The organism is Sphingobacterium sp. UBA7253 (assembly GCF_002472745.1).
Lineage (GTDB): Bacteria > Bacteroidota > Bacteroidia > Sphingobacteriales > Sphingobacteriaceae > Sphingobacterium > Sphingobacterium siyangense.
In genome coordinates, this window is the sequence record NZ_DKSP01000221.1 from 74,214 (window position 1) to 86,469 (window position 12,256).

14 protein-coding genes are annotated in these 12,256 nt (G+C 38.5%); 10 read left to right on the plus strand and 4 right to left on the minus strand.

Translation table 11 applies throughout. From position 1 onward, the window contains the following. Positions 1 to 430: 430 nt before the first annotated feature. The 6 genes from B2X72_RS22875 (at position 431) to purE (ending at position 5,724) form a co-directional block, all read left to right on the plus strand. Positions 431 to 1,126, plus strand: coding sequence for a zinc metallopeptidase (locus tag B2X72_RS22875; protein ID WP_088160292.1), 696 nt, complete (start codon positions 431 to 433; stop codon positions 1,124 to 1,126). A 133-nt stretch (positions 1,127 to 1,259) separates the two neighbouring features. After that, positions 1,260 to 2,600, plus strand: a complete 1,341-nt coding sequence (gene ffh, locus B2X72_RS22880) for a signal recognition particle protein (protein WP_075991125.1) — start codon at positions 1,260 to 1,262, stop codon at positions 2,598 to 2,600. 335 nt (positions 2,601 to 2,935) lie between these two features. After that, positions 2,936 to 3,526, plus strand: a complete 591-nt coding sequence (locus B2X72_RS22885; RefSeq protein ID WP_088160294.1) for an NADH-quinone oxidoreductase subunit A — start codon at positions 2,936 to 2,938, stop codon at positions 3,524 to 3,526. 2 nt (positions 3,527 to 3,528) lie between these two features. Beyond that, positions 3,529 to 4,032: an NADH-quinone oxidoreductase subunit B gene (locus tag B2X72_RS22890; protein WP_088160295.1), complete on the plus strand. Its 504-nt coding sequence runs from the start codon at positions 3,529 to 3,531 to the stop codon at positions 4,030 to 4,032. A 31-nt stretch (positions 4,033 to 4,063) separates the two neighbouring features. Then, positions 4,064 to 5,206 (plus strand): 5-(carboxyamino)imidazole ribonucleotide synthase, encoded by a 1,143-nt coding sequence (locus B2X72_RS22895; protein WP_088160296.1) that lies wholly within the window; start codon positions 4,064 to 4,066, stop codon positions 5,204 to 5,206. 8 nt (positions 5,207 to 5,214) lie between these two features. Then, positions 5,215 to 5,724, plus strand: a complete 510-nt coding sequence (gene purE / locus B2X72_RS22900) for a 5-(carboxyamino)imidazole ribonucleotide mutase (protein WP_088160297.1) — start codon at positions 5,215 to 5,217, stop codon at positions 5,722 to 5,724. A gap of 35 nt (positions 5,725 to 5,759) precedes the next feature. On the opposite strand, the gene B2X72_RS22905 is transcribed toward purE, so the two are convergent. The 4 genes from B2X72_RS22905 to bshA all read right to left on the minus strand — a co-directional run bounded on the left by B2X72_RS22905 (position 5,760) and on the right by bshA (position 9,488). Next, the gene (locus B2X72_RS22905; RefSeq protein WP_227550265.1) at positions 5,760 to 6,743 is read right to left on the minus strand and encodes a sugar phosphate isomerase/epimerase family protein; all 984 of its coding nucleotides are present in this window, start codon (positions 6,741 to 6,743) and stop codon (positions 5,760 to 5,762) included. 231 nt (positions 6,744 to 6,974) lie between these two features. Beyond that, positions 6,975 to 7,538 carry a ribosome recycling factor gene (gene frr, locus B2X72_RS22910; protein ID WP_088160299.1) on the minus strand — a complete coding sequence of 188 codons (564 nt, stop codon included), beginning with the start codon at positions 7,536 to 7,538 and terminating at the stop codon, positions 6,975 to 6,977. 28 nt (positions 7,539 to 7,566) lie between these two features. Continuing rightward, complete coding sequence (gene pyrH, locus B2X72_RS22915) at positions 7,567 to 8,271, minus strand: UMP kinase (protein WP_075991132.1); 705 nt, start codon at positions 8,269 to 8,271, stop codon at positions 7,567 to 7,569. A gap of 74 nt (positions 8,272 to 8,345) precedes the next feature. Continuing rightward, entirely contained in the window at positions 8,346 to 9,488 is a 1,143-nt protein-coding gene (gene bshA, locus B2X72_RS22920; protein ID WP_088160300.1) for an N-acetyl-alpha-D-glucosaminyl L-malate synthase BshA, read from the minus strand. Between the two features lie 362 nt (positions 9,489 to 9,850). On the opposite strand from bshA, the gene B2X72_RS22925 reads away from it, so the two are divergent. The 4 genes from B2X72_RS22925 (at position 9,851) to B2X72_RS22940 (ending at position 12,255) form a co-directional block, all read left to right on the plus strand. Then, on the plus strand, positions 9,851 to 10,570 hold the full coding sequence (locus B2X72_RS22925) for a DUF1003 domain-containing protein (RefSeq protein ID WP_088160301.1): 720 nt from the start codon (positions 9,851 to 9,853) through the stop codon (positions 10,568 to 10,570). Continuing rightward, positions 10,567 to 10,971 (plus strand): alternative ribosome rescue aminoacyl-tRNA hydrolase ArfB, encoded by a 405-nt coding sequence (gene arfB, locus B2X72_RS22930; RefSeq protein ID WP_286851584.1) that lies wholly within the window; start codon positions 10,567 to 10,569, stop codon positions 10,969 to 10,971. The genes B2X72_RS22925 and arfB overlap by 4 nt, the downstream gene beginning before the upstream one ends. A 150-nt stretch (positions 10,972 to 11,121) precedes the next feature. After that, on the plus strand, positions 11,122 to 11,490 hold the full coding sequence (locus B2X72_RS22935) for a BlaI/MecI/CopY family transcriptional regulator (RefSeq protein ID WP_075991136.1): 369 nt from the start codon (positions 11,122 to 11,124) through the stop codon (positions 11,488 to 11,490). 30 nt (positions 11,491 to 11,520) lie between these two features. Next, complete coding sequence (locus B2X72_RS22940) at positions 11,521 to 12,255, plus strand: M56 family metallopeptidase (protein ID WP_286851586.1); 735 nt, start codon at positions 11,521 to 11,523, stop codon at positions 12,253 to 12,255. Position 12,256: the final 1 nt, after the last annotated feature.

A 12,256-nucleotide genomic window follows, 5' to 3' on the forward strand; every position in this document is an offset into this window, starting at 1 on the left:
ACAAGACGCCCCTTTTTATTTACATTCTAATTGGGATCAAAGGGAAGTTTAGCTGCTTTTGTATTTTCCCACCGTTTGTTTGTCATTAAGGCAATGCTACAATCCTTTGCGCATCATGCCTTCAAAAGCCATTTCCTTCAATAATCTGCTCCTGATTGAACTTAAAATAACTGCTCGCCTTCAGAAATGACCGATGAGTATACGTATTGAATTCTTGTTAATCAGTGTAAGTGTTTCGTTGGACCGAAGCTGAAAGCGGAGTTATTTGTCCAAATGATGTGGCAATTATGTCATGTGGAGATCAGAAGAACCTGTTCTTTTTGTCAGGTCAAAGACTTTTTTTATCTTAGAAATTTATGCATATACCTTTTTTCAACGATTGGAATAAGGTTTGATAGTCATATTATAACTATAAAACGATTGAATAGCTATGTACTTGATTTTATTTATTGGAATAATGGTGGTAAGCCTAATTGTCCAAACAAGATTCAAAAACAAATTTAAGAAATACTCCGAAATGCCTTTGAGCAACGGGATGTCTGGAGCTGAGATTGCGCAAAAAATGTTAAATGATAACGGTATATATGATGTAAAGGTATTGTCTATCCCAGATCGTTTGGGAGATCACTATAATCCGTCGGATAAAACCGTTAATTTAAGCCCTGAAGTTTACAGTGGTCGCAGTGTTGCAGCTGCAGCGGTAGCGGCACACGAATGTGGTCACGCTGTACAGCACGCCAAAGCCTATAAATGGTTGGGTTTCCGTTCGGCAATGGTACCGATGGTCAATGCGGCTTCCAAAATGACTTCATGGGTATTGATGTTGGGCGTTATGCTGTTTGCTTTTTCTAAAGGTGGTAATCCATGGCTTTTAGCTGTTGGAGTTGGGGCGCTGGCTATTACAACCTTATTTTCTTTTATCACCTTGCCTGTCGAGTTTGATGCGTCGAACCGCGCGCTGGAATGGTTAAACCATGCTGGTGTAACCTATAATGGTGAAGAGCATGACGGTGCAAAAGATGCTTTGAAATGGGCGGCGATGACATATGTTGTAGCAGCGTTAAGTGCGTTGGTGACACTTTTATATTATGCATCGATTTTATTCGGTGGCCGTAGAAGTGATTAAATACGGGTATTGTAACTTTACCCTACAAAAATGCGATTATTTTTTATAGTCGCATTTTTTATGGTGTGTTAATGAGGTTACTATAGACAATTTTTTTAACTTTGCTGTTTATATAGAATAAGATTCAGATTTTATGTTTTCAAATCTTCAAGATAAGTTAGATAGGGCCTTTAAAGTATTAAAAGGACAAGGTAGTATTACCGAGATCAACGTTGCAGAAACGATGAAAGAAATTCGCAAAGCGTTGTTGGATGCCGATGTGAATTATAAAACTGCCAAAACTTTTACCGACGATGTTAAACAAAAAGCTTTAGGCGAAAATGTACTGACAAGTATTTCCCCGGGCCAATTGTTGACGAAGATCATGAATGATGAGTTGACAGCTTTGATGGGCGGATCTGTTACAGAGCTTGAGACTGGAAAAAATCCAACAGTCATTTTAATTGCGGGTTTGAATGGTGCTGGTAAAACAACGTTCTCAGGTAAGTTGGCCTTGTACCTTAAAGATAAAAAGAATAAAAAACCATTATTGGTGGCTGGTGACGTTTACCGTCCTGCAGCGATCGATCAATTGGAAGTGCTCGCGGAACAAGTGGGCGTACCAGTGTATGTGAATCGTGAATCTAACGATCCTATTGCGATTGCCAAAGCCGGTGTGGAAGAAGCAAAACGTAATGGAAATAACGTCGTAATCATCGATACAGCTGGTCGTTTGGCGATCGATGAGCCTTTAATGGTAGAGATTACTGCAGTTAAAGAAGCGACAAAACCAGACGAAATCCTATTTGTTGTGGATTCAATGACTGGTCAAGATGCCGTGAATACGGCTAAAACGTTCAACGACCGTCTGGACTTTACAGGTGTAGTATTGACTAAGTTGGATGGTGATACACGTGGTGGTGCTGCATTGTCGATTAAATCTGTCGTTAATAAACCCATTAAGTTTATTGGTACAGGTGAAAAGATGGATGCATTGGATGTATTCCACCCTGATCGTATGGCATCCCGTATTTTGGGTATGGGTGACGTCGTATCCTTAGTGGAACGTGCGCAGCAACAGTTTGATGAGAAGCAAGCTGCAGAGCTCCAAAAGAAAATCCGTAAGAATAAATTCGATTTCAACGATTTTAAATCCCAGATTCAACAAATCAAGAAAATGGGTAATATGAAAGACCTCATGGGAATGATCCCTGGTGTTGGTAAAGCAATGAAAGATATTGAAGTAGATGACAATGCTTTCAAACCCATTGAAGCGATTATCGATTCCATGACACCTTTTGAACGCGAAAATCCAGATGTCATTGATCAAAAACGTCGTTTACGTATTGCGAAAGGATCAGGTACTGATATTAATGAAGTGAATAAGTTATTGAAACAATTTGGTGATATGCGTAAAGTCATGAAGCAGATGTCTAATCCAGCGATGGCAGCTAAAATGATGCGTAATATGCCCAAAATGCCAGGAAAAATGTAATTTTTAGAGAATAGTTACATCATAAGAAGGGCATCGTTTTATACGATGCCCTATTTTTTTTTCTGAAAGTGTCTAATCTTATTGGCCAGAAAGAATCTTCATTCCGCTTTCATTGCTGTTGGAGTCTGCGAAGTCATGAAGGCTTTGATCATTGTGTTGCCTTTTTGATTAATTTTTTCGTTTCTACTATGCGCTGTACAAGATGAATCTAGGTTACTTGCGGACAGGATACTGCTGGTTGATTCCGTAAAATTCGAACTGTTTTTAAAGAAATAATTCGTAATTTCAAGTTCCTCACCCGAGTGAACGAAATATTTGTTAAATTTGTAATTATTATGGATGACCCCGCGCAATTATCGGAATACGGCAAAATCCTTATCATTCTTCTGATAGGGGCGCTGTTAGTCTGTGCGACCATTTTTCTTGCACGTTTAATCTCTCCGAAAAAGAATAATCCCATCAAATCTGGTACCTACGAATGTGGAGAGGATCCCATTGGTTCTTCTTGGGTTCAGTTTAATCCACGGTTTTATGTGATCGCCCTCGTATTTTTACTTTTTGATGTGGAGCTTATTTTTATTTTTCCATGGGCCACTGTATTTGGACAGTCTGAATATATTGCGGCAGATGGAAGGTGGGGATGGTTTACCATGATTGAAATGGCTATGTTCATTGGTATTTTAATTCTAGGATTGGTTTTTGTCTGGAAAAAGGGCGATTTAGAATGGGTTAAACCAAATGTGTCCTTACCTAAAGTTCCTGTACCTATCCCGGATAGCGCCTATGCAAGCCTGAATAGTAAGACTTATCAGGTGCGTGATTATGCACTGGTTGTAGATGAAACTGTCGCGCACAAAACAACGATAGATGAACAGGTGTCGACACCGAAACCAGCCTTTAAACCTCGATTTAAAAAAACTGAGTAAGCATGAGTTTAGATAGTCAATTGCAGAATAATGGTGTTATTGTTGCCAAATTAGATGATTTGCTGAATTGGGCAAGATTATCTTCAATGTGGCCTATGAGCTTTGGTATTGCTTGCTGTGCCATTGAAATGATGGGGGCAATGGCTTCAACTTACGATTTAGATCGGATGGGCGTATTTCCAAGGCCTTCTCCAAGGCAATCCGACGTGATCATTATTGCTGGAACGGTTACCTTTAAGATGGCCGATCGTATCAAGAAACTATATGAACAGATGCCAGATCCTAAATATGTTATTTCGATGGGCTCTTGTTCCAACTGTGGTGGTCCATATTGGCAGCATGGTTATCATGTGGTCAAGGGGGTGGATCGCATTATCCCTGTGGATGTTTATGTCCAGGGATGTCCACCACGTCCCGAGGCGCTAATTGGTGCTTTTATTGAATTGCAAAAAAAGATAGACAAAGAAAGCTTGTTAGGTGAGCAATTGTTCAGCGGAAAAGCTTAAAAGATAAATTTTATAAGATTTTAAATCAATTATGGCAAAAGATTTTTATGGTGAATTGCAATTGGGTATTCTTGGCGGTGGTCAACTGGGAAGAATGCTCATCCAGGAAGCCATTAATTACAATGTAAATGTTCATGTATTGGACCCGGATAAGAATGCTCCTTGTCGCAAGTTGTGCAATAAATTTGAATGTGGTTCATTGGGCGATTTTGAAACGGTCTATAATTTCGGTAAGGATCTGGACATGATCACGATCGAGATCGAGAAGGTGAATGTAGATGCTTTGGAGAAACTGGAAGGAGAGGGAGTAATTGTATATCCACAATCACGTATCATTCGTCTGATTCAAGATAAAGGTCTACAAAAGCAATTTTTTAAACAAAACGATATACCAACTTCGGCGTTTCAATTGATATCCAATAAGGATAATTTAGTAAATGCCTCATTAAGCTTACCCTATATCCAGAAATTACGTAAGGATGGATATGATGGAAAAGGGGTAAAGAAGATTGTCACCCAGCAGGATATACAAGATGCGTTCGAAGAACCTAGCTTAATTGAAGAATGGGTAGATTTTGAAAAGGAAATTGCGGTCATTGTTGCCCGGAATGATAAGGGGGAGGTGTCTACATTTCCAATGGTGGAAATGGAATTTAATCCTCAGGCTAACTTGGTGGAATTTTTGATTGCGCCGTCTTTGTATGGTGTAGAGATTCAACAACGCGCAGAGGCTATAGCAAAAAAGATTGCCGATGATTTGCAGATCGTGGGTATATTGGCTGTAGAGATGTTCCTAACGAAAAATGGTGATATTTTGGTCAACGAATTGGCTCCGCGCCCTCATAATAGTGGTCACCAGACAATAGAGGGTAATTATGTGTCGCAATTTGCACAGCATTTAAGGGCTATATTCAATCTACCGTTAGGTGATACCAGATGCAGAACGAATGCCGTTATGATTAACCTGTTAGGTGAACCTGGCTATGAAGGATTGGCCAAATATGAGGGAGTAGAAGAGGTGTTGGCAATGGAAGGCGTATATATCCATTTATATGGAAAGAAATATACGAAGCCATTCCGCAAGATGGGCCATGTTTGTATCATCAATGATGATCGGGAGAAAGCGATCTCCAATGCAAGAAAAGTACAAGAAATATTAAAAGTTAAAGCTTAAACAATACTATGTCAGTCAATAATAAGGCCCAGGTAGGCATTATCATGGGAAGCAAATCAGACCTTCCTGTTATGCAGGATGCTATAGATGTGCTCAAAGCCCTTGGGGTGGAATTTGAGGTAACGATCGTCTCAGCACATCGTACACCGCAACGTATGTTTGATTATGCGAAAAATGCAGCTTTTCGTGGTTTGAAAGTTATTATTGCTGGAGCGGGTGGTGCGGCGCATTTGCCAGGAATGGTTGCTTCTATTACACATTTACCTGTGATAGGCGTGCCTGTAAAATCATCAAATTCCATTGATGGATGGGACTCGGTACTTTCTATTCTTCAGATGCCAAATGGTATTCCTGTAGCAACTGTCGCTTTAAATGCGGCGAAGAATGCAGGTATATTGGCGGCTCAGATTCTTGGTACACATGATGAAACAATCAGCAAGAATATCATCGAATTTAAAGAAGAGTTGGCGAGAAAAGTAATCGAGACAGCAGTGGAGGTAGAAGATACCGAATTTTAAGCTGACAATCTGACAAAATAAAAAAGGNNCCTTTTTTATTTTGTCAGATTTGCCTGTACATAATCGTAGCTTTTTTTGAGACTTTCCATCTTATTTGGCATATAGATATTGTCTTGCTCAACAAAAGCATATTTAAGTCCGGCTTTATTCCTTTCTTTGACGATTTCAGGGAAGTTGATGCTTCCGGTCCCCACTTCGGTATACTTGATATCATTGAAGATTTGCTCAATCGGCAATTTCCCATCTTTGGGCCATTCAATAGGATTGGATTTTGTTTTATCCATATCTTTGACATGCCAAAGTTTAAAACGGTTGGGGAATTTTTCAAACAAAGCTATCGGGTTTTTACCCGCTTTTTCTGCCCAGAAAAGGTCTAATTCAAAATCAACCAAATCAGGCTCAGTGAATGCTAACATCACCTCTTCACCCGTCGTATTATTGCCTAGATCCCTAAATTCCCAGAAATGGTTGTGATAAGCAACTTTTAGACCTAATTTTTTAGCCTGTTCACCAGCCTTATTCAATTGCTCTGCAGCATAGAGATAATCGTCTTTTTTCAATGCATTCAGATCAAACATCGGTGTTACAGGAGCAATCACATATTCTTGACCAAGTTCTTTTGCTGCATCAAAATAAACCGCAAGGTCTTCTTTGTCGGTATGAGCTTTACTGAGGTATTTGGACATATCGTAATGGCCTGAATGTGTTTTTAGACCGTTATCATCCAATATTTTCTTCAACTCTTTGTAGGGCAATTTCCAGAACTGTTTGGCTGTAGCATCTATTCCATAGAGCTCAACATGTTTATACCCAATTTTGGCAATTTGTTCCAAAGATCCTTTCGGATCTTTATCCATTAAATCGCGGATGGAATAAAGCTGTACGCCTATATTCTGTAATGGATTGTCGCTGATTGCACCGGCTTTATTTTGACAAGATATAAAGTTGGGCACTAGATAAGCTGCCGAAAGACCTATTCCAGCTTGCTTTAAAAATTGACGGCGAGAATTGTTCATCATATAATTGATTACTTGTTAGTGTACAATGTACAATTATTTGTTCAGAAATCAATGGTGTAACAAGGAATATTTTTGAAGAGTATGTTGATTTTATAAACTATAAAATCTTCGGAGAGCCAAGGTATTGTAGGTCGGTAAGAGTCCGTTTTAAGGGGGGAGTGGGGAGGTCTTCATACCAATAAAAAAGGTCTGAATATTTTTCAGACCTTTTTTCTATTCAAGTAGGAAAACTTAAACAGTCATGATATCTTTTTCTTTCAGTTCAGCCAATTTATCAACTTTTACAATGAATGCATCTGTTAACTTTTGAACTTCACCTTCGGCAGTTTTGATTTCATCTTCTGAAGCACCGTCATTTTTTAATTTTTTGATGGACTCGTTAACATCCTTACGAATATTACGAACACCAATACGGCCTTTTTCAGTTTCTTCTTTTACTTTCTTAACCAAATCACGTCTTCTTTCTTCTGTCAAAGGAGGAATATTCAGACGAATAACGATACCGTCATTTTGTGGGTTGATTCCTAGGTTAGCGTCTGTGATAGCTTTTTCAATTGCGTTGATGAGCGATTTTTCCCAAGGTTGGATAACAATAGTCCGTGCATCAGTTGTATTAATGTTAGCCACTTGTGAAAGTGGAGTGGCGCTGCCATAATAGTCTACTGAAATTCCATCTAACATGGATGGAGAAGCTTTACCCGCACGAATTTTAGTTAATTCGGATTCGGTGTGAGCAACTGCTTTGGACATCTTGTCTTTACAATCGTCCAATTCAATTGAAATTAGTTCGTTCATATAAGATTACGTTTTTTACAGATTTAAATTATTTAACCACAGTTCCGACATGTTCACCATTGGCAAGTTTTAATAAATTGCCTGGTTTGTTCATATCAAATACGATGATCGGTAATTTGTTTTCTTGACAAAGGGTAAAGGCTGTCATATCCATGACATTTAATCCTTTCTCATAAACCTCTGTGAATGATATTTCTTCAAATTTTGTTGCACTAGGATCTTTTTCTGGATCTGCAGTGTAGATACCATCCACGCGGGTTCCTTTCAATACAGCATCGGCATTGATTTCGATTGCACGCAAAGATGCAGCGGTATCCGTTGTGAAATATGGGTTTCCTGTACCAGCTCCGAAAATAACAATACGGCCTTTTTCCAAGTGGCGAACGGCTCTTCTACGAATGAATGGTTCGCAGATTTGCTCCATTTTGATCGCAGTAAGCAAACGTGTCTTTTTCCCAACTTTCTCAAGCGCATCTTGAAGAGCCATGCTGTTGATGACTGTGGCAAGCATGCCCATATAGTCTGCTTGAACACGGTCCATACCTGATTTTTCAGCGCTTAGACCACGGTATATATTACCGCCACCGATAACAATTGCAATTTCTAAACCTTGATCGTGAATTTCTTTGATATCATTAGCGTATTGTGATACACGGTTAATATCGATACCATAGCTTTGGTCACCCATTAAGGATTCACCGCTAAGTTTTAATAAGATACGTTTGTATTTCATAATTGTTTTTTTGGAAATTTTCCAAAGGTCAAAGATAAAATATTTTTTTCATCCCTTAAGCCTTAAAGTGATATTTATTGTGCTTTTATTGTTTGATTAATGACTTCTTGGTAATACTGCTCATACAAAGGCATAATATTAGACAATTGGAATTTTTTTGCATGATTTAATGCCGCTTCCTTAAATTTTTCTAAGCGTTCTCCATCTTCCAAGATATAAATCGCGTTTTTCGCCATATCTTCAACATCACCAACAGCACTGAGAAATCCAGTTACACCATTTTCATTCAGCTCGGGTAAACCTCCGGTATTGGAAGAGATGACTGGAACTTGACAAGCCATGGCTTCTAAAGCCGCAAGACCGAAACTTTCCGAACTTGAAGGCATCAGAAAAAGATCTGATACAGATAATATTTCTTCCACTGCGTCCTGTTTCCCCAAGAAACGGACGTCTTTGCATACATCAAGTTCTCTGGATAACTCCTCCGCATTTCGACGCTCAGGACCGTCACCTACCATTAATAACTTGGAAGGGATGACATCATGGACTTTCTTAAAAATACGAATGACATCTTCTGTATTTTTGACTTTTCTAAAGTTGGAAGTATGGACCAATATGCGTTCATTGCCCGGTGCAATGGCTTTTTTGAAATGTGTCCGATCTTTATTGCTGAACCTGTCCAGATCAATAAAGTTTGGAATCACTTTGATATCGCGCGTAATATCAAAATATTGGAGCGTTTGATCTTTCAGATTCTGTGATACCGCAGTTACGCCATCGGATTGATTGATGGAGAATGTAACAACAGGACTAAAACTCTTGTCTTTACCAACCAGTGTAATATCTGTACCATGTAAGGTCGTTACTACAGGAATATTAATGCCATATGTAGTGAGTAAGATCTGTTTTGCCATAAATGCCGCCGATGCATGTGGAATGGCATAGTGGACGTGAATCAAATCCAACTTTTCAAAACGAACAACATCAACCAGTTTGCTGGCTAATGCAGATTCATAGGGTAGAAAGTCAAAAAGTGGATACTGCGAAACAGCTACCTCATGGTAGTATAGGTTTTCAGAGAAGAAATCCAGACGTGCGGGTTGTCGGTAGGTGATAAAATGGATCTCATGTCCATTAGCGGCCAAAGCCTTTCCTAGTTCGGTTGCAACAACACCACTTCCACCAAAGGTGGGATAACAAACAATTCCTATTTTCATTTGCGTAATTATGTCTGAGCGTATATTTTTAACGGCATTCCGTTATACGCGCTGTTTAATTTGTGTTTAAAGGTTCCAAGGAACCTAATGTTAGTATTCTGCGTGTTGTCGTCCAAGACATGTGATGTCTATCACATATAAACTATTTTTATTCATAAGGCATCGACGAAGTTATTTACCTTAACAATTGTCTTTTTAAATTATTTCATGCTAACATGAAAAATTGATAACGCTTATTCCTGAATTTTGTGTTGCAAATTTCGTCTATTTATGCGTAAAATAACAAAAACCAATTGCCATAGTTTTGTGAATTTTTTGATTGGTTAAAAAGCACTATCTTTAAATAGACATTAAATCGGTATATGGATAACTTTATAAGTGATATTTCAGGACAGCAATTTCCTTCGGAGCAACGCATTTTGGGGGCTTCAATCCGACAACCTATTTTTAAGCTGATAAAAAAGGAATATCCAAGTTTTAGTAAGGACAAGTATATCGCCGCAAGCGAGTTGACACGATTTAAGGAAACTTATATCTCCGAATTTCTGAAAGATGAGTCGGGGCAATTAAGTCAATTGGATCAGCAGGTAATCAATAGCTTTAAGGAAAATAAAGTAATCAGCGCAAGTCTGGACGGAGATGATAAGGAGTCAGTCAGCGTAGGAGATCGGGTTGCAGATAAAGTGGCTGAGTTTGGTGGAAGCTGGACCTTTATTATTTCCTTTATCTTATTTTTGATTGTTTGGATTGCAGCCAATATCTTTTGGTTAAATAATAAAGGCTTTGACCCGTATCCCTTTATTTTACTTAACTTGATTTTGTCCTGTGTGGCGGCCTTGCAGGCTCCGGTTATTATGATGAGTCAAAACAGACAGGAAGATAAGGATCGTGAACGCGCAAGAAATGACTATATGGTCAACTTGAAGGCTGAACTCGAAATCAGGGAATTACATGAAAAAATAGATCATCTCATTATCCGCAAAGAACAAGAACTTGTCGAAGTACAACGGGATCAAGTGGAAAAATTGAGCTTTCTATTAAAAAAGATGGAAAAAATAGAAGAAGCATTTAAAAATAAATGAATTTAGAAGGAGTAATAGGAGACCTTACGTTTAGGTTTTCCAGGTCGGGTGGAGCAGGTGGACAACATGTAAACAAGGTGTCATCGAAAGTATTGCTGCAGTGGGATGTTGCGCTATCGACAGCTGTTTCTGCTGAGGAAAAAGCAATGGTGTTCACCGCATTGGCAAATCGTATAAATAAAGAAGGAATACTGCAATTGGAATGCGATATCGACCGGTCGCAGGTCCGCAATAAAGAAATCGCAATCGATCGCTTTAAGCGTATATTGACGGCCGCACTTGTGCCAGCAAAACCTCGTAAGAAAACCAAAACTCCGTATTCGAGTGTTCTCAAAAGGCTGGATCGAAAGAAACAACAATCTCAATTGAAAGCTTCAAGGAAAAAGAATTTCGATGAATAAATATGACAATATTCCGTATTGACAAAAAATAATAAGTTGATTATCAGTCTATTGGTTTTTAAACTAATTTATTAGTTGTTAAACTATGTTTTTAGTTATAACTTGTCTATTGATTTATTATTCAGGTATTTAATTTATTCTTGAGGAGTTATGGAGGATTTTAAAGAGTTAACGAAAGCTGAAGAGCAGATTATGCAAGAGCTCTGGGAGATGGGCCGTGGCTTTGTCAAAGAGATTATTGATCGACTTTCGGAACCGAAACCTGCTTACAATACGGTCTCGACCATCGTTCGTATTCTTGAAACGAAGGGCTTTGTAACGCATGAATCCTTTGGTAAAAGTCATCAATATTTACCAAAGATTTCAAAAGAGGAATATAAGAAAGGTATTACAGGTAAGTTATTAACCAATTATTTTGATAATTCGCCCAAAAGTATGCTCTCTTATTTTCTGGAAGAGAACAGGTTGGACATCAAAGAACTTGATGACATCTTGTCCATCATCGAACGTAATAAATAACAACCAATACTCTTTTATAAACTTTTGATTATGATTTACTTATTGATTGTCAATATTTCATTGATTATCAGTTTTGTGCTCTACAAACTGATTTTTAGAAAACTTACTTTTTTTCAATGGAATCGGATCTATCTGATTGGAATGGTTGCATTTTCTTTACTAGCTCCCGTGGGTATTTTTATTGAATTGCCCAAGACAGAGATGATTTCCAATCATATTCCACAGGTCGATTTAGGAACATATATGGATGTCGAAATCGGGAGTCCGATCGAAGAAAAACCTCTTTTTCTATTGGATATTCTTACCAAGATCTATTGGATAGGAGTGGCCGTCGCCTTTTTTTTCCTGGCGGTGCGTATCAGGCAACTTGTTCGGGTAATGCGCTCTTCTCCCGAATACCTGAGTTTTTCTTTTTTTAATAGGATTGTGATTGGAAAATCGATTAAAAACAAGGAGAATATTGCATGGCATGAGCAGGTCCATACTGCCCAGGGGCATTCCTACGATTTGGTGTTGATTGAGCTGCTGAAAATTTTTAATTGGTTCAATCCTGTTGTGTATTTCTTTCAAAAGGAAATAAGGTTTCAACACGAGTATATTGTAGATGAAATATGCTCGACCGATAAAGTGGCTTATGCAGAAATGCTGGTTGCTCATGCATTACGTACAGATCAATTGGCTTTTTCACATGAGTTTTCCAATCATTCTTTTTTAAAGCAGCGCATCACGATGTTATTTAAAGTTATTGACCTATCCTTTTGCTAAA